The following is a 25,724-nucleotide window of genomic DNA, read 5'->3' as shown; positions in this document are numbered from 1 at the left end:
CCCCTCCCACCGAAAGGACGACGATGTCCCGCACCTTCACCATCACCGATGCCCGCATCTACGACGACGGGCGGCTGAGCGAACCGCGCTCGGTCGCCGTGGTCGACGGCGTCATCGCCTCGATCGACGCGGCCGACGCCGCCGACGCCCCGCCGGTCGCCGACGTCGAGATCGTCGACGCTGCGGGCGCGACCCTGCTGCCCGGACTCGTCGACGCGCACGTGCACGTGCACCACGCCGACCACCTCGCGGCGCTCGGGAAGGCCGGCGTGACCACCGCCTTCGACCTCGGGGCGCCGAAGCTCGACGCCACGTTCGCGCTGCGCACCGCGGGGCCCGGCGCCACGACCCTGCGCTCTGCCGGCTACCCGGCGAGCGCACCGAAAGGCCTGCACACCACCAAGCTGGGCATGCCCGCTTCGACCGCGGTGACGGGGCCCGACGACGCGGCGCGGTTCGTCGCCGAGCGCGTCGCCGACGGCAGCGACTACGTGAAGATCATCATCGACGTGCGCATCCCGTTCCGCGCGAAGCCGCTCGATGCGCGGACGGTCGACGCGATCACGCGTGCGGCGCACGACGCCGGGCTGAAGGTGATCGCCCACGTCACCAGCCCGAAGGCGTTCGCCGCCGCCGCCGACGCCGGCGTCGACCTGCTCACCCACGTGCCCGTCACCGCCACCCTCGACGAGCGGTTCTGCGCGAGCCTCGCCGAGCGCGGCGTCGCGGTGTCGCCCACCCTCGGCATGCTGAAGGCCCTCGTCGAGCACTGGCCGTTCCCGGTCAAACCGCGCGGCCTGTCGTACGAGCACGCGAGGGCGTCGGTGACGAACCTGCACCGCGCCGGGGTCACGCTGCTGGCCGGCACCGACGCGAACGACGACCACGGCGCGCCCGCGAAGATCGCGCACGGCCCCGGCCTGGCCGACGAGCTCGAGCTCATGGTCGGCGCGGGGCTCACGCCCGCCGAGGCGATCGCCGCGGCCACCACCGCGCCGCTCGCGTTCTTCGGCTTCGACGACCGCGGCACGGTGCGGGCCGGGCTGCGCGCCGACCTCGTGCTGACCGCGGGCGACCCGACCGCGCAGGTCGGCGCCGTGCGCGACGTCACCGCCGTGTGGATCGGCGGGGTGCGCGTGCGCTGAACACGAGACACCGGCTTCCCGCGCCCTCGCAACCCCGTACGAAAGGAACCCCATGCGCATCGCGAACCTGAACGGCCGTGCCGTGCTCACCGACGCCGACACCCGACTCGCCCTCGACATCGAACGCGCGAGCGACGGCCGATTCGGCGCCGACCCCGGTGCCGTCTACGAACGCTGGAGCGAGTTCGCGCAGTGGGCTCGGCAGCAGGATGCGGCATCCCACCGCGACGCCGTGCCGGTCGTGCCGGCCGACCTCGGCCCGGTGGTGCCACGCCCGCCGCAGATCCTCGCCGTCGGCCTGAACTACGCCGACCACGCCGAGGAATCGAACATGACGCTGCCCGAGCACCCCATGGTGTTCACGAAGTTCGCGTCGAGTCTCGCGGGGCCCGACGTCGACGTCGAGTTGAGCGGCGACACCGTCGACTGGGAGATCGAACTGGTTGCCGTCGTCGGCGTCGGCGGTCGTGACATCCCGGCCGAGCGCGCGTGGGATCACGTCGCGGGCCTGACCGTCGGACAGGACCTCAGCGACCGCACCGTGCAGTTCCAGAGCACGCCGCCGCAGTTCAACCTCGGCAAGTCGCTGCGTCGCTTCGCGCCGGTCGGCCCGGCCGTCGTGACCGTCGACGAACTGCGCGCGGGCGGCCTCGACCCCGACGACCTCGCGCTGCGCTGCACGCTCATCGAGGTCGACGGCACCGAGCGCGTGCTGCAGCAGAGCCGCACGGCACAGCTCATCTTCTCGATCCCCGACCTCGTCGCCCGGCTGTCGGCGAGCGTCGAGCTGCTGCCCGGCGACCTCATCTTCACCGGCACACCCTCGGGCGTCGGATTCGGGCGGACCCCGCGCGAGTACCTCGTCGCCGGGCAGACCGTCGTCAGCGAGATCGACGGGCTCGGAAGCATCCGGCAGCGGTTCGTCGTGAAGGAGGCGACCGCCTGATGACCAAGCTGCGGGCCAGCGCGGCCGAGGCGCTCGCGGGCGAGGTGCGCGACGGCATGACGATCGCGGTCGGCGGGTTCGGGCTGTCGGGCATCCCGCGCGAGCTCATCGAGGCGCTGCGCGACACGGGCGCGCGCGACCTGGTGATCGTGTCGAACAACATGGGCGTCGACGGCAAAGGGCTCGGGCTGCTGCTCGAGAACCGCCAGGTGCGCAAGGTGCTCGCGTCCTACGTGGGCGAGAACCGGCTGTTCGCCGAGCAGTACCTGACCGGCGAGCTCGAGGTCGAGTTCGTGCCGCAGGGCACGCTCGCCGAGCGGCTGCGGGCGGGCGGCGCGGGCATCCCGGCGTTCTATACGGCGACCGGCGTCGGAACCCCGGTCGCCGAGGGCAAGCCCACGGCCGTGTTCGACGGCCGCACCTACGTGCAGGAGCGCGGCATCGTCGCCGACGTCGCGCTCGTGCGCGCCCATCGGGCGGATGCCGCGGGCAACCTGCGGTACCGGCTCGCGGCGCGCAACTTCAACCCGCTGGTCGCGACCGCGGGGCGGCTCACGATCGCCGAGGCCGAAGAGGTCGTCGACGGATACCTCGCGCCCGACGACATCGTGACGCCCGGGGTGTTCGTGCAACGGGTCGTCGAGGTCGTCGACCCCGTCAAGGACATCGAGCAGCGCACGGTGCGTCCGAGGGCCGAGCCCCCGGCCGCGCCCGTGCCCCCGGCCGCGCCCGAGCCGCCGGCCGCGCCCGCCGGATCGGAGGCCGACCGTGTGGACGCGTGACGAGATGGCAGCGCTGGCCGCCCGCGAACTCGACGACGGGCAGTACGTGAACCTCGGCATCGGCATCCCGACGCTGGTCGCCAACCACCTGCCCGACGGCGTCTCGGTGACGCTGCAGAGCGAGAACGGCATCCTCGGCATGGGGCCGTACCCGTTCGAGGGCGAGGAGGACGCCGACCTGATCAACGCCGGCAAGCAGACTGTGACGCTCGCCGAGGGCGCGAGCGTGTTCGACTCGGCGACGTCGTTCGCGATGATCCGCGGCGGGCACGTGCAGACCGCGATCCTCGGCGCGCTGCAGGTCTCGCAGTCGGGCGACCTCGCGAACTGGACGGTGCCCGGCAAGCTGGTGAAGGGCATGGGCGGTGCGATGGATCTCGTCGCCGGCACGCCGCGCGTCATCGTGCTCACCGAGCACGTCGCGAAGGACGGCTCGCCGAAGGTCGTCGAGGAGTGCACGCTGCCGCTCACCGGCCGCGCGTGCGTCGACCGCATCATCACCGATCTCGCCGTGTTCGATGTGGTCGACGGCGGCCTGCACCTCGTCGCACTCGCCCCCGACGTCACGCTCGCCCACCTCCGCACCGTCACCGCCGCCCCCTTCCACACCACTCGCTTTTCTCAGGAGATTCGGCGCCCCGGGGCAGCCTCACACGGCGTGTCGTCCTGAGAAAGGCCCTGTTTCGCCGGGGACGCCTGAAAAGAGCGTCAGTCGGCGGGGGTGCCCGGGTCGGCGGCGGTGAGCGCGGCAGCGCTGCCGGCCTGCTCCTCGGGGCGGCGGATCCAGATCCACGACACGACGCCGCCGGCGGCCATGAGCGCGGCGGTCACGATCGCGGCGCGGTGGAACCCGTTCAGGTCGAGCTGACCGCCGACGATCGCGGCGAGCATCGCGATCACGATGAGGCCGGCGACGCGCGCGACGGCGTTGTTCACGGCCGACGCGATGCCCGAGCGGGCCGGGTCGATTGCGCCGAGGATGGCGCTGGTCAGCGGCGTGACGGTGAGGGTCAGCCCGATGCCGAACACGACGACGCTCGGCAGCACCTGCCACCAGTACGAGAAGTCCTCCGACACGGTGAGCAGCAGCAGGGCCGCCGCGGCCATGATGATGGGCCCGATCGTCATGAACAGCCGCGGCCCGAGCTTGCCCGACCAGCTGCCGACCCGTGAGCTGAAGCCGATCATGATGAGCGTCGACGGCAGCGTCGCGAGCCCGGCGAGGGTCGCCGTGAGCCCCGCGCCCTGCTGCAGGTAGACCCCGAGCACGAATCCGTTGAGCGAGAGCGCGCCGTAGACGAACAGCGTCGCGATGTTGCCGCTCCAGAAGTTGCGGACTTTGAACAGCGACAGCGGCATGAGCGGCTGCGGCGCGAAGCGCTGGCGCACGATGAACCCCGCGAACGCGGCGGCGCCGACCGCGAGCGGTATGAAGATCGCGGGCGAGCCCCAGCCGAGGTTCGGCTGCTCGATGAGGGCGAACACGATGCCGCCGAGCCCCACCGTGCAGAGCGCGGCGCCGAGCCAGTCGATGCGGGCGCCGACGCTCCGCTCGTCGCGGTGCCCGAGCCGCACGAGCAGCCAGAGCGTGACCGCGATCGGCAGCACGTTGATGAGGAACACCAGCCGCCACGTCGCGAAGTCCACGAACAGCCCGCCGACGAGCGGCCCCGCCACCATCGCGGCGGTGGTGAGCGCGGTCCAGATGCCGATGGCGCGCGCCTGCGCCTCGTCGCGGAAGTTCGCCGTGATGATCGCGAGCGAACTCGGCACGAGCAGCGCACCCGCGATGCCCTGCAGTGCCCGCGCGACGATGAGGAACTCGGGCGAGGGCGCGGCCGCCACCGCGATCGAGGTGAGGCCGAAGCCGATGAGGCCGATCCTCATCACGAGCCACCGCCCGTACACGTCGCTCGCCGAGCCCGCGACGAGGATCAGCGAGCCGAGGGTGATGAGGTACGCGTCGACGGTCCACTGCTGGGTGGTGAGCCCGCCGCCGAGTTCGCGCGTGATGGCCGGCAACGCCACCGTGACGACGGTGCCGTCGAGGAAGGCGACGAACGACGCGAGCACGGCGATCGCGAGCACGAGTCGCTGGTCGCGCGACATGGTCTCGACCATGTGCCCACGGTAGCCCGCGGCATCCGCTCCCGCTCGCTTGCCGTCGAGAACGGCACCGCCTATGATCCGAATGCGCGATATGCGAATGCTACGTTCGATTATCGAACGAGATCACGATGGAGTGAGGAGATCCCGTGCAGTTCCACCACCACGGCTACGTGTCGGGCGACCCGCGGGTCGAACCCGCCGCGGGAATCGGGCTCGACCGGCCGACCGAACTCCCCGACGAGGTCGACGTGCTGATCGTCGGGTCGGGCCCCGCGGGCATGATCGCGGCGGCGCAGCTCGCGCAGTTCCCCGACGTGTCGACCCGGCTCATCGAGCGCCGCGACGGGCGACTGGTCATCGGCCAGGCCGACGGCATCCAGGCGCGCAGCGTCGAGACGTTCCAGGCGTTCGGCTTCGCCGAGCGCATCATCGCCGAGGCGTACCGCATCACCGAGATGGCCTTCTGGAAGCCCGATGTCGCCGACCCGTCGCGCATCGTGCGCACCGCGGTCGCGCCCGACGACCCCACCGGCATCAGCGAATTCCCGCACCTCATCGTGAATCAGGCGCGCGTGCTCGACCACTTCGCCGAGTTCGCCGCGAACTCCCCGGGCCGCATCACACCCGACTACGGGTGGGAGTTCCTCGGGCTCGAGGTCGACGAGACCGCCGCCGAGACCGTCGCCGGCGAGGCATCCGCCCACCCCGTCGCCGTGCGCGTGCGGCGTACCGCCGGCGACGACGCCGGGCAGGAGCGCACCATCCGCGCCCAGTACGTCATCGGCGCCGACGGCGCGCGCAGCCGGGTGCGGGACGCGATCGGATGCCGCATGGCCGGCGACCGGGCCAACCACGCGTGGGGCGTGATGGATGTGCTCGTCGTCACCGACTTCCCCGACATCCGCACGAAATGCTCGATCCAGTCGGAGGCGGGCAACATCCTGCTCATCCCGCGCGAGGGCGGGCACCTCTTCCGCATGTACGTCGACCTCGGCGAGGTCGCGCCCGACGACGCCGGCGCGGTGCGCGCGACCACGATCGAGCAGATCATCGCGAAGGCGAACGCGATCATGCACCCGTACACGCTCGACGTGCGGCACGTCGCCTGGCACAGCGTGTACGAGGTGGGGCACCGGCTCACCGACCGGTTCGACGACGTGCCCGCCGACGCGGTCGAGCGCCGCCACGCGCGCGTGTTCATCACGGGCGACGCCTGCCACACGCACAGCGCGAAGGCCGGGCAGGGCATGAACGTCTCGATGCAGGACGGCTGGAACATCGCCTGGAAGCTCGGCCACGTGCTCGAGGGCCGAGCGCCCGCCGCGCTGCTCGAGACCTACTCGGCCGAGCGGCAGGTGGTCGCTGCGAACCTGATCGACTTCGACCGCACCTGGTCGAGCATGATGGCGCGCAAGCCCGAGGAGTTCGACAGCCCGACCGAGCTCGAGGACTTCTACGTGCGCACCGCCGAGTTCCCGGCCGGGTTCATGACCGAGTACGCGCCGTCGCTCATCGTCGGCGGGGCGGGCCACCAGCCGCTCGCGACCGGGTACCCCATCGGCAAGCGGTTCAGGTCGGCGCCGGTCGCGCGCGTGTGCGATGGCAACCCCGTGCAGCTCGGGCACCACGCCCGCGCCGACGGGCGCTGGCGCATCTACGCGTTCGCCGACGCGGCCGGTGCCGGTGAGACCTCCGGCCCGGCGCTCTCGGCGTTCGCCGAGTGGCTGTCGAACTCGCCCGACTCGCCGCTCGCCGCGGTGCCCGACGGCGTCGCGCCGAACGACTGGTACGACGTCAAGGTCGTGTACCAGCAGCCGCACGGCGAGGTCGACCTCGGTGCCGTGCCGCGGGTGTTCCTGCCGGCGACCGGGCCGTTCGGGCTCACCGACTACGAGCACGTCTACGCCGTCGATCCCGCCGACGACGTCTTCGACGCACGCGGCGTCGACCGCGGCGGCGTGGTCGTGGTGGTGCGCCCCGACCAGTACGTCGCGAACGTGCTGCCGCTCACCGCGACCGACGAGCTCGCGCTGTTCTTCGCGCCGATCGTGCGGAAAGAGCCGGCCGCCGTCAGCGCAGGTCGGCGGTGATCTCGACGGCGGCCTGCCGGAGTCGCACTCCGATGGGGGCGGGATCGCGGTCGCTCGCGACATAGACCACCGCGATGGCCGCGACCGGTTGCCCGGGCGCGGACACCGGCGACGCGACCGCGGCGAGCCCCGGGATCACCTCGTCGTGACTGGTCGCGTACCCGCGCGCGAGCGCCTCGGCGGCCTCGTCGCGCGGGTGCTCGTCGGGCAGCGCGCGCCACTGCGCCTCGGTCAGCACCGACTGGATCGCGATGCCCGGCGCACCGGTCGCGAGCGGATGCCTCGTGCCGGGTCGCTGGGCGACCGTGCCGTGCGCGTGCGTCGGCTCGACCGTGACGAGGGTGACGACGTCGTGGCGGTCGAGCACGACGAGGAACGCGGTCATGCCGAGCTCGTTCGCCACCGCAGTGAGCTGGGGGAGTGCCGCCGACTGCAGGTCGCGCGAGACCGAACGGGCGAGGGTCGCCATGCGGGGGCCGAGCTGCGCGGCGCCGGCCGCATCGCGCACGACCAGTCCGTGCTCTTCGAGGGTGCGCAGGATGCGGTACGTGATCGACCGGTGCAGGCCCAGGCCGGCCGCGATGGCGGGGATCGGCATCGGCTCGCCGGCATCGGCGAGCAGCTCGAGCATTCGGATGCCGCGCGACAGCGTCTGCAGCGGCGGTGCGGCGGGCGGCGGAGCATCCGTGGTCATGCGTTCGATTATAGAACGCCTGGCAACCCCCGCTGGGTGAGAAGCTACGCCTCCGCCTTCTGCCCGCGCCGGGCCAGGAACCACGTGAACACGAGCGCGACGACCGCCGTCGCGCACAGCAGCACGAGCCCGATCGTGTAGCTGTGGGTCGCGGGGTCGTAGGTGGCGCCCATGACCAGCGGCGGAAAGTACCCGCCGAGGCCGCCTGCGGCGCCCACGATGCCGGTGACCGAGCCCACGCGTTCGGCGGGAGCCCGCTGGGCGACCCACGTGAACACCGCGCCCGTGCCGAGCCCGAGGAACAGCGCCATGAACACGAAGCTCGTGCCGGCGAGGAACTCGGGCGGCGGCTTCAGCGCGATCACGATCGCCATCACGGCCGCTCCGGCCAGCGAGATGCCGAGCACCTTGGCGGGCCCGATCTTGTCGCTCAGCCACCCGCCGACCGGTCGCGCCACGACCGCGGCGATCGCGAACCCGGCGGTCCGGGCGCCCGCACCGGCGAGGTCGAATCCGTACACCTCTTTCAGGTAGGTGGGCAGGTACGTCGAGAACGCCACGAATCCGCCGAACGTCACCGCGTAGAGGAACGCCATCTGCCAGGTGACCGCGAGCTTGCCGGCCGCGGCGAGCTTCGGCCAGACCCGGTCCCGGTTCGGCTTCCAGACGGGCGAGTCGCGCATCATGAACCAGACGAGGGCCGCCACGGCGATGAGCGCGACCGCGATGATCACGTGCGTCGCGGCGTAGCCGAACCACGCCACGAAGCGCGGCGTGAAGAACGACGACAGTGCGGTGCCGCCCATGCCGGCGCCGAACAGGCCCGTGGCGAACCCGCGCCGGGCCGGCTCGTACCAGGCGTTCACGAACGGGATGCCGACGGCGAACGTGGTGCCGGCGATGCCGAGCAGGAACCCGAATGCGATGAGCAGCCAGTACGAGCCGACCTCGCCCGCCCACATGACCAGCAGCACCGGCACCGCCGACACCGCGGTGAGCGTCGTGAACATGACGCGCCCGCCGAACCGGTCGGTGAGCGCGCCGGTGAGGATGCGCCCGAGCGAACCGACGATGACGGGTGTGGCGATGAGCATCGACTGCTGCGTCGGGTCGAGGTCGAGCTCGTCGGCGTACCGCACGGCGAGCGGAGCGATCATGTTCCACGCCCAGAACGTGATCGCGAACGACAGCAGCGCGAGCCCGAGGTTGAGCCCGCGACCGGGCAACTGGGCGGTGGCAGGTGCGACGGTGGCGGATGCCTCGGTCAACGCGGTCCCCTTCCGCTGCGAGCCCGATCGCGGTCGCGGTCGGGAGTGCCGACGGGCGCCCAGCCGCGGCGGATGCCGCCCGAGGCGCTCGGCCGGCCGTCGCGCGACCGGTACACGATGTACGGCCGGAACAGGTAGTGCATGGGCGCGGTGAACGCGTGCACGAGTCGGGTGAACGGCCAGATGATGAACAGCACCATGCCGATGACCGTGTGCAGCTGGAACGCGAACGACGCCTCGGACATCGCGGCGATGTCGGGCTGGAAGACGAACAGCGACCGGAACCACGGCGACACCGTGTCGCGGTAGGTGACGTCCTCATGCGGCCCGAACACGCTGATCACGGTGGTCGCGAGTCCGGCGATGATCGCCGCGACGAGCACCACGTACATGGTCTTGTCGTTCTTCGTCGTCGCCATGAACACCGGCCCGGTCGTGCGGCGCCGCCAGATCAGGATGGCGACGCCGGCGATAGTCGCGAAGCCGGCGACCGATCCGAGCCCGAGCGCCATCACGTGGTAGACGTCCTCGGTGACGCCGACCGCCTCGGTCCATTCCTTCGGGATGAACAGCCCGACGACGTGCCCGATGATGACGACCAGGATGCCGAAGTGGAACAGCGGCGACCCGATGCGCAGCAGCCGCGACTCGTAGAGCTGCGACGAGCGGGTCGTCCACCCGAACTGGTCGTACCGGTAGCGCCAGATCAGTCCGCCCACGAGCACGGCGACCATGACATAGGGCAGGATGCCCCAGAGCAGCAGGTCCCATACGGTCATCGCCGGCCTCCCGTCGCGAGGACGCCGGTCGGTGCGGGAAGGCCCGCACCCGTCGACTCGAGCGGGATGAGTCGTGGGTCGGCTCCATCGAGCCCGACCGTCTCGCTCGGCGGCCCGGCGGCGGCCATCGCCATCGCCTGCTGGCGGTCTTCGGGCGAGCGCCCCGGCAGCGTCGCGCACACCGCCGCGACGACCCCGGCGTACGGCGAGCCGCGTTCGGCGAGGGCGATGCGGATGAGTTCGAGGCTCGCCCGGTACGACTGCAGCAGGTCGGCGCCGTCGTCGGGCCGGTGCCTGGCGTACTCGAGCACGAGCGGCAGGTGATCGGGCAGTTCCCCGGTGTCGCCGAGCACGAGCCCGGCCTCGCGGTAGCGCTGCTTGAACTCGGCGAGCACCATGCCGCGTCGGCGGGTGTCGCCGTCGGTCCAGTACGAGAGGTACAGCGCGTGCCGCTTCGACAGGTCGAAGACGTCGACGTACGCGCGCTGCACCTCGGCGGCCGGGGTGGTCGCCCACCAGTCGAGCAGCGGCGCGAAGGATGCCTCGGCCGCCGGCGCCGACTCGGTCAGGGCGCGGCGGATGACGCCGGCGAGGCCGAGGACGCCTTCGTCGGGGTAGCCGAGGCACACCGAGGCCGCCTGGTACACGATCGGGCGAGACATCCGTGCCGAGGCCATCAGGAGCCCTCGCCCTCGTCGCGTTTGGGGAAGAGCCCGGGCGGCGCACCGTTGCCGTCCCAGTTGAGCAGGTTCACCCGGCCGCGCAGCGATGCGCCGCTCGCGGCGCCGTCGGAGGTCTGCCGGTCGCGCAGCGCCTGGAACGTCTCGACCGCCACAGGCGCCGGGCGCCCGCTCGCCTCGCCGAAGGGGCCCGACTCGCCGCCCATCTCGTACGGCCCGCCGTCGAAATCGAGCGAGCAGCCGAGCTCCTCGAGCTCGTGCGCCTGCTCGTAGTGCGCCGTCGGGATGACGTAGCGCTCGTCGTACTTCGCGATCGCGAGCAGCCGGTACATCTCCATGATGCTCGACTCGGTCATGCCGACCGCCGCCGGCACGGAGTCGTCGCGCTCGCGGTCGAGCGTGACATCCCGCATGAACGCGCGCATCGCGGCGAGCTTGCGCAGCACGCCCGTGACCAGGTCGGTGTCGCCGGCGGTGAAGAGCTCGGCGAGGTACTCGACCGGGATGCGCAGCGCCTCGATGGCGCCGAACAGCGTGCCGGCCGCCTCGGCGTCGTGGCCCTGGTCGCGCAGCAGGTCGACGATCGGCGACAGCGGCGGGATGTACCAGACCATCGGCATCGTGCGGTACTCGGGGTGCAGCGGCAGCGCGACCCGGTACTTCTTCGCGAGCGCGTACACCGGCGAGCGGCGCGCCGCGTCCATCCAGTCATCGGGGATGTCGCCCTGCGCGCGAACCGCGGCGATCACCTCGGGATCGTTCGGGTCGAGCATGAGGTCGAGCTGCGCCTCGTAGAGGTCGCGCTCGTTCGGCGTCGACGCGGCCTCGGTGACCTTGTCGGCGTCGTAGAGGAACAGGCCGAGGTAGCGCAGGCGGCCCACGCACGTCTCGCTGCAGACCGTCGGGATGCCGACCTCGAGCCGCGGGTAGCAGAGCGTGCACTTCTCGGCCTTGCCGGTCTTGTGGTTGAAGTAGATCTTCTTGTAGGGGCATCCCGTGATGCACTGCCGCCAGCCGCGGCACCGATCCTGGTCGACGAGGACGATGCCGTCCTCCTCGCGCTTGTAGATCGCGCCCGACGGACACGAGGCCATGCACGACGGGTTCAGGCAGTGCTCGCAGATCCGCGGCAGGTAGAACATGAACGTCTGCTCGAACTGGAATCTGATCGCCGCTTCGCTCTCGCGGCGCACCTTCTGCACGATCGGGTCGAGGTGCCCGTGCTCGGTCGCGCCGCCGAGGTCGTCGTCCCAGTTGGCCGACCAGGTGATCTTGGTGTCTTCCCCCGTGATGAGCGACTTGGGCCGCGCGACCGGGAAGTCGTCGCCGAGCGGCGCGTCGATGAGGGTCTGGTAGTCGTAGGTCCACGGCTCGTAGTAGTCCTCGAGCTTGGGCTGCACGGGCGACGAGAAGATCGTGAGCAGGCGCTTCAGCCGGCTGCCGGTGCGCAGCTTCAGCCGGCCCCGCGAGTTCAGCTCCCAGCCGCCGCGCCACTGCTCCTGGTCTTCGTACCGGCGGGGATAGCCCTGCCCGGGGCGGGTCTCGACGTTGTTGAACCACACGTACTCGGTGCCCGCCCGGTTCGTCCACGCCTGCTTGCACGTGACCGAGCAGGTGTGGCATCCGATGCACTTGTCGAGGTTCATCACCATGCCCATCTGGGCCATGACTCGCATCAGGACGTCACCTCCTGCTCATCGATACATCGGGCCATACTGTGTCCACGAACTGCGTGCATGATCAGCTCGCCCCCTTTTCAGTTCCGATGGCTCAGTACGTCACGTCCTGCGACCGACGACGGATGGTCGCCACCAGATCGCGCTGATTTCCCGTCGGGCCGAGGTAGTTGAACGTGTACGACAGTTGCGCGTACCCGCCGATGAGGTGCGTCGGCTTCACGAGCAGCCGGGTCACCGAGTTGTGGATGCCGCCGCGCTTGCCGGTCGCCTCCGACTTCGGCACGTCGATCGTGCGCTCCTGCGCGTGGTGCACGTAGACGACGCCCTCGGGCATCCGGTGCGACACGATCGCCCGGCCCACCAGCACGCCGTTCGAGTTCACGCACTCGACCCAGTCGTTGTCGGCCGCCCCGATGGCCGAGGCATCCGCCGGGCTCATCCACACCGTAGGCCCGCCGCGCGAGAGCGAGAGCATGAACAGGTTGTCCTGGTACTCGGAGTGGATCGACCACTTCGAGTGCGGGGTGAGGTAGCGCACGACCACCTGCTGCCCGCCGTCGGGCCCCAGGCGCGGCTCGCCGAACAGGCGGTGCATGTCCAGCGGCGGCCGGTACGTCGGCATCGCCTCTCCGAGGTCGCGCATCCAGTCGTGGTCGAGGTAGAAGTGCATGCGCCCGGTGAGGGTGTGGAACGGCTTCAGCCGCTCGATGTTCACCGTGAACGGCGCGTAGCGCCGGCCGCCGGTCTCGGAGCCCGACCACTCGGGCGAAGTGATGACCGGCACGGGCGCGGCCTGCGTCATCGCGAAGGTGATGCGCTTCTCCTCGCTGCCCTCGGCGAGGTCGGCGAGCGGTTTGCCGACCCGCTTCTCGAGGCTGCGGAAGCCCTGCACCGCGAGCTCGCCGTTCGTCGTGCCCGAGAATGACAGGATCGCCTCGGCGAGCTTCACGTCGGTGTCGATCGCGGGCCGCCCCTCGGCGGCGCCGCCGAGCATGACGCCGTTCTGCTGCGCCAGCCGCTCGACCTCGTGCGCGACGTCGTAGGTGACGTTCTTGATCGTGAAGCCCAGCTTGTCGGCGAGCGGCCCGACGGTCGCGAGCTTGTCGGCGATCGCGGTGTAGTCGCGCTCGACGACCGCGAACACCGGCATCGTCTTGCCCGGGATGGGCGCGACGTCGCCGCGCGCCCAGTCGCGCACCACGCCGCCCGGCTGCGTCGTCTCGCCGGGGGTGTCGTGCTGCATCGGCACGGCGACCAGGTCCTTGCGAGTGCCGAGGTGCGTCGCGGCCATCCGCGACAGGTCGCGCGCGATCGCGTGGAACAAGTCGAAATCGCTCTTCGCCTCCCACGGCGGGTCGATCGCGGGCGTGAACGCGTGCACGAACGGGTGCATGTCGGTCGACGACAGATCGTGCTTCTCGTACCAGGTCGCCGCCGGGAACACCACGTCGCTGAGCAGCGTCGTCGAGGTCATACGGAAGTCGGCCGAGACGAGCAGATCGAGCTTGCCCTCGGGGATCTCGTCGCGCCAGCGCACGTCGTTCGGGCGCACGGATGCCTCGTCGGTGGCCATCACGTTCGAATGCGTGCCGAGCAGGTACTTCAGGAAATACTCGTTGCCCTTCGCGCTCGACCCCATCAGGTTCGACCGCCACAGCGTGAGCAGCCGCGGCCAGTTCTCGGGGGCGTCGACGTCTTCGATGGCGGTCTTCAGCGAGCCGTCCGCGAGCGACCCGGCGACGTAGGACGCGGCATCCACGGCCGTACCCGCGTCGACCGCCGCGGCCGCCGCATCGGCGACGTCGAGCGGGTTGCGGTCGAACTGCGGGTAGAACGGCATCCAGCCGAGCCGCGCCGACTGCGCGATCGTGTCGGCCGTGTGCATGCCCGTCAGGTTGCCCTCGGCGAGCGGCGACGCGAGCGCGTCGGCCGAATACCCGTCGAACCGCCACTGGTCGGTGTGCATGTACCAGTACGACGTGCCGGTCATCGTGCGCGGCGGGCGCGACCAGTCGAGCGCGTTGGCGAGCGACAGCCAGCCGGTGATCGGGCGGCACTTCTCCTGCCCGACGTAGTGCGCCCAGCCGCCGCCGTTGCGGCCGATCGCGCCGGTGAGGATCAGCAGCGCGAGGATCGAGCGGTACGTGGCATCCCCGTGGAACCACTGGCAGATGCCCGCGCCCATGATGATCATCGACCGGCCGCCCGAGTCGATCGCGTTCTGCGACAGCTCGCGCGAGATTCGTGTGCAGGCCTCGGCCGGCACGCCCGTGATGTCCTCCTGCCAGGCGGGCGTGTACGGGGTCTCGCGGTCGTCGTATCCCGTCGGCCACTCGCCCGGCAGGCCGTCGCGGCCCACGCCGTACTGGGCGAGCAGCAGGTCGAACACGGTGGTCACGAGCGTCGTGCCGCCGTCGGCGTGCGCGATGCGGGTCGCGGGCACCCCGCGGCGCAGCACCGCGCCCGAACCGTCGGGTGCGTCGAACCGGGGCAACAGCACCTCGGTCGCCTCCGCGGCGACCTTCGCGTCGCGGATCGACAGCGCCGGCTGCACCTCGCCGAGATCGAGATTCCACCGGCCCTCGCCCGACTCGGCGTAGCGGAAGCCCATCGACCCGTTCGGCACGACCGGTTCGCCGGTCGCGGCCTCGAGCACGACGGTCTTCCATGCGTCCTCAGGGGCTTCGGGCGCATCGGATGCATCGGATGCCTCGCCGCCGAGGTCGCGCGCGGTGAGGAACTTGCCAGGCACCAGCCCGCCGTCGGCGTGCGGCACGAGCGTGATGAGGTGCGGCAGGTCGGTGTACTTGCGCGAGTAGTCGACGAAGAACGGCTCGCGCCGGTCGACGTAGTGCTCCTTCAGCAACACGTGCCCCATCGCCATCGCCAGCGCCGCGTCGGTGCCGGCCTGGCAGGGCAGCCACTCGTCGGCGAACTTCGTGTTGTCGGCGTAGTCGGGGCTGACCGTCACGACCTTGGTGCCGCGGTACCGCACCTCGGCCATCCAGTGCGCATCGGGCGTGCGCGTCACGGGCACATTGGATCCCCACATCACGAGGTACGTGGCATCCCACCAATCGCCCGACTCCGGCACATCCGTCTGGTCGCCGAAGACCTGCGGGCTCGCGACCGGCAGGTCGGCGTACCAGTCGTAGAAGCTCGTCATCACGCCGCCGACCAACTGCGTGAAGCGCGTGCCGATGCAGTGCGACACCATGGACATCGCCGGGATCGGGCTGAAGCCCGCGACCCGGTCGGGGCCGTACTCCTTGATCGTGTGCACGTAACCTGCGGCGACCAGCTCGACCGCCTCGGCCCAGCTCGCCCGCACCAGCCCGCCCTTGCCGCGCGCCTGCTGATAGCGGCGACGGGTCTCCGGGTTCGTCGTGACATCGTGGATCGCCAGCACGGGGTCGCCGCCGTGCCTGGCCTTCGCCTCGCGATACGCCTCGAGCAGCACGCCCCGCACGTAGGGGTAGCGCACCCGGGTGGGGGAGTAGGTGTACCACGAGAACGCGGCCCCGCGGGGGCAGCCGCGTGGCTCGTACTCGGGGCGATCGGGGCCGACGCTCGGGTAGTCGGTCTGCTGCGCCTCCCACGTGATGATGCCGTCCTTGACGTACACCTTCCACGAACACGAGCCGGTGCAGTTCACGCCGTGCGTCGAACGCACCACCTTGTCGTGGCTCCACCGCTCGCGATAGAACGCGTCGCCCTGCCGACCCCCCTCACGGAACACCGCCCGATGATCGGGCGTCTCGTCCCACCGCGTGAAGAAGCGCCCGACCGCGAGCAACGCGTCGGACGCCGGACCATCCACTCCGATCGAGGGCGTCATGTCTCGGACGATACCGAGCAATCGTCGGGTTAGGCCAGCCTTGCCGCACGGCGCGGCGCGGATTGCTTCGCGGCAGAATGGCCCCATGCCATCGCTGCCCGCGCTCACCGAGATGCCCGATCCCCAGTACGTGATCTCGGGCGACGCGCGCCGCATCGCCGCCTACACCTGGGGCGACGACGACGCGCCCACCGTGCTCGCCGTGCACGGCTTCGCGTCGAGCTGCCGCGACAACTGGGTGAACACCGGATGGGTGCGCGACCTGACCCGGGCCGGGTTCCGGGTGCTCGGCGTCGACCAGCTCGGCCACGGCGCGAGCGACAAGTCGGCCGATCCCGTCGCGTACGCGATGGACGCGCTCGTCGCCGACCTCGTCGCCGTGCTCGACACCTACCTCATCGACGATGTCGACTACCTCGGCTACTCGCTCGGCGCGCGCGTCGGCTGGCAGCTCGCCGTGTCGGCGCCCGATCGCGTCGCGCGGGCGGTGCTCGGCGGCATCCCCGACGGACGACCGCTCGCACGCCTGCAGATCGAACAGGCCCGCGCCTACGTCGCGGACGGCACGCCCGTGACCGACCCCGTCACCCGCAACTACGTCACGCTCGCCGAGCGCGTGCCCGGCAACGACCTGCGGGCGCTCGTCGCGCTCGCCGAGGGCATGCGGCTGGGCGGCGACGCCGACCCCGACCCGACCAACCCGCCGCGCCAGCCCGTGCTGTTCGCCACCGGCACCGACGACGCGATCATCGAGCAGTCGCGCTCGCTCGCCGACCTCACCCCCGCCGGCGACTTCGCAGAGATCCCCGGGCGCCACCACTTCAATGCACCGGGCTCCCGGATCTTCCGCCAGGAGGGCGTCGCGTACCTTCGGGCGGGTTCCTCCCAGCCCTGAGGGCTACCGTTGGAGTCATGAACGATTCGGATGCCGCGCCCACCGTCGACACGGAAGCGCCGGCGACCCCGACGTTCGCCGACCTCGGTCTCGACGACCGGGTGCTCAAAGCGCTGCGCGACGTCGGCTACGAGACGCCGTCGGCGATCCAGGCCGCGACGATCCCGCCGCTGCTCGAGGGCCGCGACGTGCTGGGCACGGCGCAGACGGGCACCGGCAAGACGGCCGCGTTCGCGCTGCCCATTCTCTCGAGGCTGGATGTCTCGCAGAAGAGCCCGCAGGCGCTCGTGCTCGCCCCGACCCGCGAGCTCGCGTTGCAGGTCTGCGAGGCGTTCGAGCGCTACGCCGGCCACCTGCGGGGCGTGCACGTGCTGCCCGTCTACGGCGGCCAGGGCTATGGCGTGCAGCTGTCGGCGCTGCGCCGCGGCGTGCACGTCGTCGTCGGCACGCCGGGCCGCATCATGGACCACCTCGACAAGGGCACGCTCGACCTATCGGAGCTCAAGTACCTCGTGCTCGACGAGGCCGACGAGATGCTGAAGATGGGCTTCGCCGAAGACGTCGAGTCGATCCTCTCCGACACGCCCGACGACAAGCAGGTCGCGCTGTTCTCGGCGACGATGCCGGCGCCGATCCGCCGCATCTCGGGTCAGTACCTGAACGACCCGGTCGAGATCAACGTCAAGGCCAAGACCACCACTGCGTCGAACATCACGCAGCGCTACCTCGTCGTCTCGTACGCGCAGAAGGTCGACGCGCTCACCCGGATCCTCGAGGTCGAGGCGTTCGAGGGTGCGATCGTGTTCGTGCGCACCAAGACCGAGACCGAGACCCTCGCCGAGAAGCTGCGGGCGCGCGGGTTCTCGGCTGCGGCGATCAACGGCGACCTCAGCCAGCAGCAGCGCGAGCGCACGGTCGACCAGCTGAAGTCGGGCCGACTCGACATCCTGGTCGCCACGGACGTCGCGGCTCGAGGCCTCGACGTCGACCGCATCAGCCATGTCGTGAACTTCGACATCCCGACCGACTCCGAGTCGTACGTGCACCGCATCGGCCGCACCGGCCGTGCCGGTCGCACCGGCGACGCGATCAGCTTCGTCACGCCGCGCGAGCAGCGGCTGCTCACCTCGATCGAGCGGGCGACGCGCCAACCCCTGACCCGCATGCAGCTGCCGAACGTCGACGAGGTGAACGCCACCCGGCTCTCGCGATTCGACGACGGCATCACCGCCGCGCTCGAGCAGACCGACCGAGTCTCGAAGTTCCGCGACATCATCGCGCACTACGTCGAGCACCACGACGTGCCCGAGACGGATGTCGCGGCGGCCCTCGCCGTGCTCGCGCAGGGCGAGACCCCGCTGCTGCTCTCGCCCGAGGAGGAGATCCCCGCGTTCGACGACCGCCGCGGCCGGGGTCGTGACGACCGGGCTCGTGACGACCGGGGTCGTGGCGACGACCGAGGCCGCGGGTCGCGCTTCGACGACGACCGCCGGCGCGGCGACCGCGACGACCGCGGTGACCGCGGTGACCGCCCCGAGCGCCGGCGGCGCGAGGCATCCGGCCCGATGGCGACCTATCGCATCGCGGTGGGCCGTCGCCACCGCGTCGAACCGCGCCAGATCGTCGGCGCGCTCGCGAACGAGGGGGGCCTGCGCCGCGAGGACTTCGGGCACATCGACATCCGACCCGACTTCTCGCTCGTCGAGCTGCCCGCCGACCTTCCGCGTGACGTGTTCGACCGGCTCGAGCGCACGCGCGTGAGCGGGCGGCTCATCGAGCTGCGACCCGACACCGGTGCGCCCGCGCGTCGGCGCGGCGGGTACGACCGCGACGACCGGGGCGGCGACGACCGCCCTGCCCGCAAGCCGCGGCACCGCACTTCCTGACCCCTCGTCCGCCGCGTCCGCGCGGCGGCGGCCGATCGGCTCTACCCTGAGAGGGTCGCGTCCGATCGAGCGACGGGAGGCGCCATGATCCAGGTGCGCGTGCTCGGCATCGCGCTCGATCCGGCGCGTCAGCACATCGTGCTGTTGAAGCCGGTGCTCGACGAACCTGGCGAAGGACTGGTGCTGCCGATCTGGATCGGCGTGCAGGAGGCGACCTCGATCCTCATCGCGATCTCCGACGAGCACGCGCCACGGCCGCTGTCGCACGACCTGATGAAGACCCTGCTCGACACGGTGGGTGCCCGGGTCGACCGTGTGGACGTCACCCGCATCGACGACGGCACCTTCTACGCCGAGCTCTCGCTCGCCACCGCCACGGGCCAGCGGGTCGTCGACGCGCGGCCGTCCGACGCGATCGCGCTCGGCGTGCGGGCCGGCGCGCCGATCTTCGTGGCCGAAGCGGTGTTCGAGGACGCGGGCATTCCCGCGGCCACCGCCGAAGGGCACGACGAGGCCGCCGACGAGGCGAAGCTCGATGAGTTCAAGCGGTTCCTCGACGAGGTCGACCCCGAGGACTTCCAGGGCTGAGCAGCGCTCGCCTTCTCCGCTGGTCGAGGAGCGCTGACGCGGTTCAGCCCGCCGCCTCGATCCCGTCGTCCATGTCTCGCAGCACGAGGTCGCCCGCGCGCTCGTACACTGCGCCGACCGCGCCACCGGGATATGCACGCGCCTGCACGAGGCGGAACGCCGCCGGAATCGTGCCGGGCCCGAACAGCCGCTTGCCCTCGCCGAGGGTCACCGGGTAGGTCCACAGCTGCAGCCGGTCGACCGCGTCGGCGGTGAACAGCGACTGCAGCAGGCTGCCGGAGCCGATGACCTGCACCTCGTCGAACTGGTCGCGCAGGCGCGCGGCACTCGCCGGATCGGGCAGCACCGTCGTGCCCTCCCAGTCGGGATCGACCAGGGTGCGCGACACGACGTACTTCGGCACCTCGGCGAACTTCGCCGCGATCGGGTTGTCGGCAGGCACCCGCGGCCAGTAGCCGGCGAAGATGTCGTAGGTGCGCCGACCGAGCAGCAGTGCGTCCATGCGGTCGATGTCGGCGCCGATCGCCTGCCCCGACTCGTCGTCGAGGAACTCGGCCTGCCACCCGCCGTACGGGAACGCCCCGCTCGGGTCCTCCTCCTTCCCGCCCGGCGCCTGGTACACGCCGTCGAGGGTGAGGAACATGCTCGCCGCGATGATGCCCATGATGTCGGCTCGGCTCATTCCTCGAGGAACGCGAGCAGCGCCTCGTTGACCTCGTCGCCGTGGGTCCAGAGCAGGCCGTGCGGCGCGCCCTCGATCTCGACGTAGGTCGCGTCGGGCAGCAGCTCGCGGAACCGGCGGGCCGTGACGTCGATCGGAAGGATGCGGTCGGCGGTGCCGTGGACGATGAGCGACGGCACGTCGATCTTGGGGATGTCGTCACGGAAGTCGGTCGGCCAGGTGAGCGGCGCGGCCGCGATCGCGACGTTGCCGGCGTGGTTCGCGATCTCGACGCTCGCGGCCAGCGCCTCGGGCGACAGCCGGTCGCCGAGGAACGTCTCGGTGTTGTAGAAGTCGTCGAAGAACCCCGTGAGGAACGCGTGCCGGTCGGCCCGCACCTGCGCCGCGATGCCGTCGAAGAACTCCTGCGGCCCTGCGCCGCCCGGGTTGTCGTCGGTCTTCAGCAGGAACGGCTCGAGCGACCCGATGAACACCGCCTTGCCGACCCGGGCGCTGCCGTAGTTGGCGAGGTAGCGGGCCACCTCGCCGGTGCCCATCGAGAACCCGACGAGCACGGCGTCGTGCAGCTCGAGCTCTTCCAGCAGCACGTCGAGGTCGGCGGCGAAGGTGTCGTAGTCGAAGCCCGAGCCGGTCTTCGAGGATGCGCCGAACCCCCGCCGGTCGTAGGCGATCACCCGGTACCCGGCATCGAGCAGCGCGTACTGCTGCTTCGTCCACGACGCCGCGCTCAGCGGGAAGCCGTGGATGAGCACCACGGGCCGCCCCGCCCCCTGGTCGATGTAGTGCAGTGAGATCTCGGTGGAGTTCTCGATGCCGACGGGCATGCGTGCCATGTGGGTTCCCCTCCTGAAGCGTGCCTGTGCTCGACGCTATCCCGGCAGGGTCGCGCTGGGAAGGGGTGGACGACACGGCATCCGTGCACCGGGCGGCGACGCGCTGCGTTACCGACCGTGACGGCCGGTGACCTCGGGAGACGCGCCGGAGTCGCGGGCGAGCGCCGCACCGCGCAGCATGGGCTGATGGGATACCCATCAGCCCACGACGACGCCGCGTTCGCCACCCGACAGGTGCACGCCGGCGAATCCGACGATGCGGCGTTCGGCGCGCGCATCACACCGATCTACCTGAGCGCGGGGTTCCGGTTCGACGACTTCGCCGAGGCCCGCGACCGGTTCGCCGGCGAGGCCGAGGGGTACGTGTACACCCGATCGGGCAACCCGACGAACGCGGCCCTCGAACGTCGCATCGCGGGGCTCGAGGGCGGCCGCGACGCGGTGGTCGTCGCGAGTGGCCAGGCCGCGCTGACGGTGTCGGTGCTGTCGGTCGTGGGCGCCGGCGACCACGTGCTCTCGGCCCAGAGCATCTACTCGGGCACCCGCAGCCTGTTCAGCCAGGCGTTCGGCCGCCTCGGCATCGAGGTCGAGTTCATCGACGACCCGCGCGACCTCGGCGAGTGGCGCCGTCGGCTCAGGCCGACCACGCGCGCGCTCTACACCGAATCGATCGCGAACCCGACGAACGAGGTCGCCGACCTGGCGGGCATCGCGGCGGTGGCGCACCAGGCGGGCGTGCCGCTCATTGTCGACAACACGCTCGCGACGCCCTACCTGGTGCGCCCGATCGAGCACGGGGCCGACCTCGTCGTGCACTCGGCGAGCAAGTTCCTCTCGGGTCACGGCGCGGCCCTCGGCGGCGTGATCATCGACGCGGGCACGTTCGACTGGGCAGCGCGGCCCGGCGCGTACCCGCACCTCACCCGGCCCGACGATGCGCTGCACGGGCGCAGCTACGTCGAGGCGCACGGCGACCACGCGCTCACGGCCTACGTGCGCGAGGTGACGGGCGCGCTCTTCGGGCCGGTGCTGTCGCCCGTGAACGCGTTCCTCATCCAGCAGGGCATCGAGACCCTGTCGTTGCGCGTGCAGCGCCAGTCGTCGACGGCCCTCGAGATCGCGGCGTGGCTCGAGCGGCAGCCCGAGGTGCGTCGGGTCGACTACGCGGGCCTGGCCTCGCACCCCTCGCACGACCTCACCGCGCGCTATCTGCCGCGTGGGGCCGGAGCGGTGCTCGCGTTCGAGATCGAGGGCGGCGAGGCATCCGCCTCGGTCTTCTACGACGCCGTCGACCTGTTCAGCCGCATGAGCCACATCGGCGACGCCCGCTCGCTGATCCTGCACCCCGCGACCACGACCCACGCGCACCTCGACCGTGCCACACGCGAACGCGGTCGCATCACGGGCGGGCTGCTGCGCCTGTCGATCGGGCTGGAAGAGCCCGACGACCTGATCCGCGACCTCGAGCGCGGCTTCGCCGCCGTGCGGGTCGCGCATGACGTCGACGCGATCGACACCGATGTGCGCGTCACCGAGGGGAGCACCCGATGAGCCGGTTGCAGCACTTCGGATGGTTCTTCTCACGCGGATTCGGGCCGCAGGGGTGGGGGCATCCGTACTTCGACTGGGGCTACCGCTGGACCGAGCCCGCGCTCTACCAGCAGTCGGCCCGCGAACTCGAGCAGGCCGGACTCGACCTCGTCATCATCGAGGACGGCCCCTCGCTCGGCTCGCCCGAGACCCTCGACCTGCGTGTTCGCAAGGCGTACGGCGGGCCCAAGCACGACCCGGTCGCGCTGACCTCGTTCCTGCTCGCCGCGACCTCGCACCTCGGCATCGCGCCGACGGTGAACGCGGGTGCCTGGGGGCCGTACCTCGCCGCCCGGCACTTCGCCTCGCTGCACCACCTGAGCGGGCATCGGGTCGGCGTGAACGTGGTGACCGACGTGCCGAGCACCCGGCACTACGGCGTGCCCCGCGTCACGCACGACCAGGCCTACGACCGGGCCGACGAGTGGCTGCGCGCGGTGCGCGAGCTGTGGCACAGCTGGGACGACGGCGCGCTCGTCGACGATCCGTCGACGTGGCACTACGCCGACGGCTCCAAGCTTCGGCGCACGCGCTTCGAGGGCGAGTACTTCGACGTCGAGGGGCCGCTCAATGCGATTCCGTTCACCGACGGCGACCCCGCGATCGTCTCGCCCGGCGGGTCGCCCAAGGGCATCGCGTTCGCGGGCGCCCACTCCGACGTGCAGCTCGCGCTGGCACCGCTGCAGCTCGATCGGGTGCGCGCCTACCGGCAGCGCGTCATCGACGCGGCCGTCGCCGCCGGCCGACCCGCCGGGGCGGTCAAGACGCTCTTCGTGTTCAAGCCCGAGATCGTCGCGAGCGACGAGGAGGTCGAGCGGGTGGTGCGCGCGTCGTTCGACCCGAGCGACGAGGTGCTGCAGGCGATCCTCCAGGGGCAGTCGAGCGACCTCGAGACCGACCTCACCGTGCTGCCCCTCGATCGCCCGGTCGACCCGTCGATCTTCGGTGAGCACGTCTCGCAGGGCAGCATCAAGGGCCTGCTCGGCACCTTCGACGACTTCGCCTCGGCGACGCTGCGCGAGCTGCTCGTCGCGAAGGCGCGAAAGGGCCGCATCGACGAGCACGCCGGCTTCGTCGGCACCGCCGAGCAGGTCGCCGACTTCATCGAGGAGTTCGGCGAGGAGGCCGACAACGACGGCTTCATCTTCTCGGGCGACCTGCACCCTGTGACCGTGCACCGGTACCTCGACGAGCTGGTTCCGGTGCTGCGCCGCCGCGGCATCCTGCGCCGCGAGTACGGCGGCGGGGGCATCCAGGGCAACCTGCACGGGTTCTGATCGGATGCCGCGGCTCGCGCCGTTCGTCACGGCGCGGGACGCGGCATCCGTCAGCCGATCACCAGGCCGAGACGTACTCGGAGACCGAGTCGGGCAGCGTGCCCCGCACCACCGGAACCCCGCGCTGCACCGCCTGGGCGATGCGCTCGCGCAGCGAGTCGGAGTCGATGCGGTAGTCGACGAAGTCGGGGTCGCTCGCGTACACGCCGATGGGCAGTGTGAGTGCCTGGAAGAACGAGAACAGCGGGCGGAACTGGTGCTCGATGATGAGGGCGTGCCGGTCGCTGCCGCCCGTCGCGGCCAGCTGCACGGGCTTGTCGATGAGGGAGTACTGCCCGACGAAGTCGAAGACGTGCTTGAACAGCCCGGTGAAGCTCGCCCGGTAGACGGGGCTCGCGACGATGAGCAGTGTCGCCGCCTCGATGTCGCGGATCGCCTGCTCGGCGATCGGGCTCAGCTCGGCGCGGGTGAGCGCGCCCGAGAACTCGCGACCGACCTCGCTCAGCTCGATGAGGCGGGTCTCGATCGGGACGCCACCGGCGCGCAAGGCGTCGGCGAACGCGTCGAGGATCTCGTTCGCGAGGATGGTGGTCTTGGAGGGCGCGTGCAGGCTGCCCGACACGGCCACGATCGAAACGGTTTCAGCCATGCGACGACCGTAGAAGCCTCTCGGCGAGCCGTCGAGGCGCCGCGACCCCGGGGGTAAGACGCCGCAACACGGCGCCACACGAGCGGTGTGCACTCGCCCGACACCGGCTGCTCGCCGATCGCTAGGCTGTGCGCCATGCCGCTGCTGTCGCTGCTCATCGTCGTCGCCATGATCGCCGCACTGATCGACATCATCATGCGCGACGAATGGCAGGTGAAGCACCTGCCGAAGTTCGGCTGGATCATCCTCGTGATCCTGCTGCCGCTCATCGGGACGGTGCTCTGGTTCGTGCTCGGGCGCGAGTACGCGGGCGGCGGCCCGGTCGCGCTGCCGCGTCCGGGCCGCAGACCGGATGCCTCGCGGCCGGGGCAGAGCGTGACGGCCGTGCGCCCGACGTTCGAGAACCGGTCGACCGAGATCAGATCGACCGAGCAGCAGCTCGCCGACCTCGAGCGCGAGATCGAGGAAGACCGCCTGCGGGCCGAGCTCGAACGGCGCCGGGGCGGCGAACTCGAGAGCGGTGGCCGCGCCGAGGCCTGAGCTCCGGCGCGAGCCGCTCAGCGGTCGGGATTGGTCGCGGCTCCGTCGAGCCAGAGCGTGTCGGTCGCGTCGGCGTGCGCGCCGCTCGAGCCGACGTGCTTCGTCGAGATCTGCGGCCCCTTGGTGATGACGTGCACGAGCGCCATCGCATGGCCCTGCCCCAGCCCGTAGTCGGCCTTCAGCCAGGCCACGATCGGGGTCGCTTTGGTGGTCTCGTCGAAGCCCCGCTCGTGCGCGAGCTCGACGAACCGGCGCGGGGTGAGCCCGGTCTTCGCCTCGATGTTGTCGAGGTAGGCCTGGAACGACATGCGGTCTCCTTCTGGTGGGGGTGAGTGGGCTGGTGGAGGCGGGGCGGGCCTACTCGGCCCAGGTCTGGATGATGACGTCGGACGCGTGGATGCAGAGCACCCGCAGGCGGCCCTCGCCGGCGTTGGTGAACCCGTGCCAGACGCCGGCCGGCACGGTCGCGGTGTCGCCGGGGCGGGCGACGAGCGTCTGCTCGCCGATGCGGATGCGGGCGACCCCGTCGAGCACGACCCACGTCTCGGCATAGGGATGCCAGTGCAGGCCCGGGCCCTCGCCGGGCTCGTTGTCGACGAAGAAGTACGACACGCCCGCCCCGTGCTCCCGGCCGACGAACCGGCGGGTGCGGCCGGTGCCGATCACGAGCGAGTCGCCGGGGATGAGCTCGGCGGGCGCGGGCGGGGTCATGGTCGGCGTCATGGTGATCTCGGCTGCGTTCATGCGGACAGGTTCGCCCCGCGACATCCGGCG

General features: G+C 71.2%; 23 protein-coding genes. 11 read left to right on the top strand and 12 right to left on the bottom strand.

Annotation, left to right across the window (positions count from 1 at the left end; all coding sequences use genetic code 11):
- Positions 1 to 23 precede the first annotated feature (23 nt).
- The 4 genes from FLP10_RS05185 to FLP10_RS05170 are packed head-to-tail and all read left to right on the top strand — an operon-like array spanning position 24 to position 3,543.
- On the top strand, positions 24 to 1,145 hold the full coding sequence (locus tag FLP10_RS05185) for an amidohydrolase family protein (RefSeq protein WP_149159907.1): 1,122 nt from the start codon (positions 24 to 26) through the stop codon (positions 1,143 to 1,145).
- A gap of 52 nt (positions 1,146 to 1,197) precedes the next feature.
- Positions 1,198 to 2,091, top strand: coding sequence for a fumarylacetoacetate hydrolase family protein (locus FLP10_RS05180; RefSeq protein WP_149159906.1), 894 nt, complete (start codon positions 1,198 to 1,200; stop codon positions 2,089 to 2,091).
- On the top strand, positions 2,091 to 2,873 hold the full coding sequence (locus tag FLP10_RS05175) for a CoA transferase subunit A (RefSeq protein ID WP_149159905.1): 783 nt from the start codon (positions 2,091 to 2,093) through the stop codon (positions 2,871 to 2,873). The genes FLP10_RS05180 and FLP10_RS05175 overlap by 1 nt, the downstream gene beginning before the upstream one ends.
- Before the next feature lie 4 nt (positions 2,874 to 2,877).
- The gene (locus FLP10_RS05170) at positions 2,878 to 3,543 is read left to right on the top strand and encodes a CoA transferase subunit B (RefSeq protein WP_149159904.1); all 666 of its coding nucleotides are present in this window, start codon (positions 2,878 to 2,880) and stop codon (positions 3,541 to 3,543) included.
- 38 nt (positions 3,544 to 3,581) lie between these two features.
- Here FLP10_RS05170 and FLP10_RS05165 read toward each other — a convergent pair whose 3' ends face one another.
- Positions 3,582 to 4,994: an MFS transporter gene (locus FLP10_RS05165; RefSeq protein WP_149159903.1), complete on the bottom strand. Its 1,413-nt coding sequence runs from the start codon at positions 4,992 to 4,994 to the stop codon at positions 3,582 to 3,584.
- A gap of 134 nt (positions 4,995 to 5,128) precedes the next feature.
- Between FLP10_RS05165 and FLP10_RS05160 the strand changes: the two genes are divergently transcribed.
- Positions 5,129 to 7,072 carry an FAD-binding monooxygenase gene (locus FLP10_RS05160; RefSeq protein ID WP_149159902.1) on the top strand — a complete coding sequence of 648 codons (1,944 nt, stop codon included), beginning with the start codon at positions 5,129 to 5,131 and terminating at the stop codon, positions 7,070 to 7,072.
- Here the strand turns inward: FLP10_RS05160 and FLP10_RS05155 are convergent.
- From FLP10_RS05155 to FLP10_RS05130, 6 genes are all read right to left on the bottom strand, one after another.
- Positions 7,053 to 7,766: an IclR family transcriptional regulator gene (locus FLP10_RS05155; RefSeq protein ID WP_149159901.1), complete on the bottom strand. Its 714-nt coding sequence runs from the start codon at positions 7,764 to 7,766 to the stop codon at positions 7,053 to 7,055. The genes FLP10_RS05160 and FLP10_RS05155 overlap by 20 nt on opposite strands.
- 44 nt (positions 7,767 to 7,810) lie before the next feature.
- Positions 7,811 to 9,034, bottom strand: coding sequence for a nitrate/nitrite transporter (locus FLP10_RS05150; protein ID WP_281286466.1), 1,224 nt, complete (start codon positions 9,032 to 9,034; stop codon positions 7,811 to 7,813).
- Positions 9,031 to 9,813, bottom strand: coding sequence for a respiratory nitrate reductase subunit gamma (narI, locus tag FLP10_RS05145; RefSeq protein WP_149159900.1), 783 nt, complete (start codon positions 9,811 to 9,813; stop codon positions 9,031 to 9,033). The genes FLP10_RS05150 and narI overlap by 4 nt, the downstream gene beginning before the upstream one ends.
- On the bottom strand, positions 9,810 to 10,475 hold the full coding sequence (gene narJ, locus FLP10_RS05140) for a nitrate reductase molybdenum cofactor assembly chaperone (protein WP_149159899.1): 666 nt from the start codon (positions 10,473 to 10,475) through the stop codon (positions 9,810 to 9,812). Before narJ ends, narI begins: the two co-directional genes overlap by 4 nt.
- 14 nt (positions 10,476 to 10,489) lie before the next feature.
- Positions 10,490 to 12,169: a nitrate reductase subunit beta gene (narH, locus tag FLP10_RS05135; RefSeq protein ID WP_149159898.1), complete on the bottom strand. Its 1,680-nt coding sequence runs from the start codon at positions 12,167 to 12,169 to the stop codon at positions 10,490 to 10,492.
- Positions 12,170 to 12,263: 94 nt separating this feature from the next.
- Positions 12,264 to 16,010 carry a nitrate reductase subunit alpha gene (locus FLP10_RS05130; RefSeq protein WP_149159897.1) on the bottom strand — a complete coding sequence of 1,249 codons (3,747 nt, stop codon included), beginning with the start codon at positions 16,008 to 16,010 and terminating at the stop codon, positions 12,264 to 12,266.
- An 85-nt stretch (positions 16,011 to 16,095) separates the two neighbouring features.
- Here FLP10_RS05130 and FLP10_RS05125 point away from each other — a divergent pair, with 85 nt between their 5' ends.
- The 3 genes from FLP10_RS05125 to FLP10_RS05115 all read left to right on the top strand — a co-directional run bounded on the left by FLP10_RS05125 (position 16,096) and on the right by FLP10_RS05115 (position 19,379).
- Complete coding sequence (locus FLP10_RS05125; protein ID WP_149159896.1) at positions 16,096 to 16,905, top strand: alpha/beta fold hydrolase; 810 nt, start codon at positions 16,096 to 16,098, stop codon at positions 16,903 to 16,905.
- Positions 16,906 to 16,922: 17 nt separating this feature from the next.
- Positions 16,923 to 18,791 (top strand): DEAD/DEAH box helicase, encoded by a 1,869-nt coding sequence (locus tag FLP10_RS05120; RefSeq protein WP_149159895.1) that lies wholly within the window; start codon positions 16,923 to 16,925, stop codon positions 18,789 to 18,791.
- 84 nt (positions 18,792 to 18,875) lie between these two features.
- Positions 18,876 to 19,379, top strand: coding sequence for a bifunctional nuclease family protein (locus FLP10_RS05115; RefSeq protein WP_149159894.1), 504 nt, complete (start codon positions 18,876 to 18,878; stop codon positions 19,377 to 19,379).
- Positions 19,380 to 19,422: 43 nt separating this feature from the next.
- Here FLP10_RS05115 and FLP10_RS05110 read toward each other — a convergent pair whose 3' ends face one another.
- Together FLP10_RS05110 and FLP10_RS05105 are read right to left on the bottom strand one after the other, a co-directional pair.
- Entirely contained in the window at positions 19,423 to 20,043 is a 621-nt protein-coding gene (locus FLP10_RS05110) for a dihydrofolate reductase family protein (protein WP_149162091.1), read from the bottom strand.
- Between the two features lie 14 nt (positions 20,044 to 20,057).
- Positions 20,058 to 20,894: an alpha/beta fold hydrolase gene (locus FLP10_RS05105; RefSeq protein WP_149159893.1), complete on the bottom strand. Its 837-nt coding sequence runs from the start codon at positions 20,892 to 20,894 to the stop codon at positions 20,058 to 20,060.
- A gap of 186 nt (positions 20,895 to 21,080) precedes the next feature.
- Here FLP10_RS05105 and FLP10_RS05100 point away from each other — a divergent pair, with 186 nt between their 5' ends.
- Both FLP10_RS05100 and FLP10_RS05095 read left to right on the top strand, forming a co-directional pair.
- Complete coding sequence (locus FLP10_RS05100; RefSeq protein ID WP_149159892.1) at positions 21,081 to 22,445, top strand: O-acetylhomoserine aminocarboxypropyltransferase/cysteine synthase family protein; 1,365 nt, start codon at positions 21,081 to 21,083, stop codon at positions 22,443 to 22,445.
- Positions 22,442 to 23,761, top strand: coding sequence for an LLM class flavin-dependent oxidoreductase (locus tag FLP10_RS05095; protein ID WP_149159891.1), 1,320 nt, complete (start codon positions 22,442 to 22,444; stop codon positions 23,759 to 23,761). The genes FLP10_RS05100 and FLP10_RS05095 overlap by 4 nt, the downstream gene beginning before the upstream one ends.
- A 58-nt stretch (positions 23,762 to 23,819) precedes the next feature.
- Here FLP10_RS05095 and msuE read toward each other — a convergent pair whose 3' ends face one another.
- On the bottom strand, positions 23,820 to 24,410 hold the full coding sequence (msuE, locus tag FLP10_RS05090; protein ID WP_149159890.1) for an FMN reductase: 591 nt from the start codon (positions 24,408 to 24,410) through the stop codon (positions 23,820 to 23,822).
- 135 nt (positions 24,411 to 24,545) lie between these two features.
- Here msuE and FLP10_RS05085 point away from each other — a divergent pair, with 135 nt between their 5' ends.
- Positions 24,546 to 24,950 carry a PLDc N-terminal domain-containing protein gene (locus tag FLP10_RS05085; protein WP_149159889.1) on the top strand — a complete coding sequence of 135 codons (405 nt, stop codon included), beginning with the start codon at positions 24,546 to 24,548 and terminating at the stop codon, positions 24,948 to 24,950.
- A 17-nt stretch (positions 24,951 to 24,967) separates the two neighbouring features.
- Here FLP10_RS05085 and FLP10_RS05080 read toward each other — a convergent pair whose 3' ends face one another.
- Positions 24,968 to 25,258 carry a DUF4287 domain-containing protein gene (locus tag FLP10_RS05080; protein WP_149159888.1) on the bottom strand — a complete coding sequence of 97 codons (291 nt, stop codon included), beginning with the start codon at positions 25,256 to 25,258 and terminating at the stop codon, positions 24,968 to 24,970.
- Positions 25,259 to 25,307: 49 nt separating this feature from the next.
- Complete coding sequence (locus tag FLP10_RS05075) at positions 25,308 to 25,694, bottom strand: cupin domain-containing protein (protein ID WP_246150207.1); 387 nt, start codon at positions 25,692 to 25,694, stop codon at positions 25,308 to 25,310.
- Between the last annotated feature and the right edge of the window lie 30 nt (positions 25,695 to 25,724).

The organism is Agromyces intestinalis, from assembly GCF_008365295.1.
Lineage (GTDB): Bacteria > Actinomycetota > Actinomycetes > Actinomycetales > Microbacteriaceae > Agromyces > Agromyces intestinalis.
This window is presented reverse-complemented; position numbering and strand designations above follow the sequence as displayed.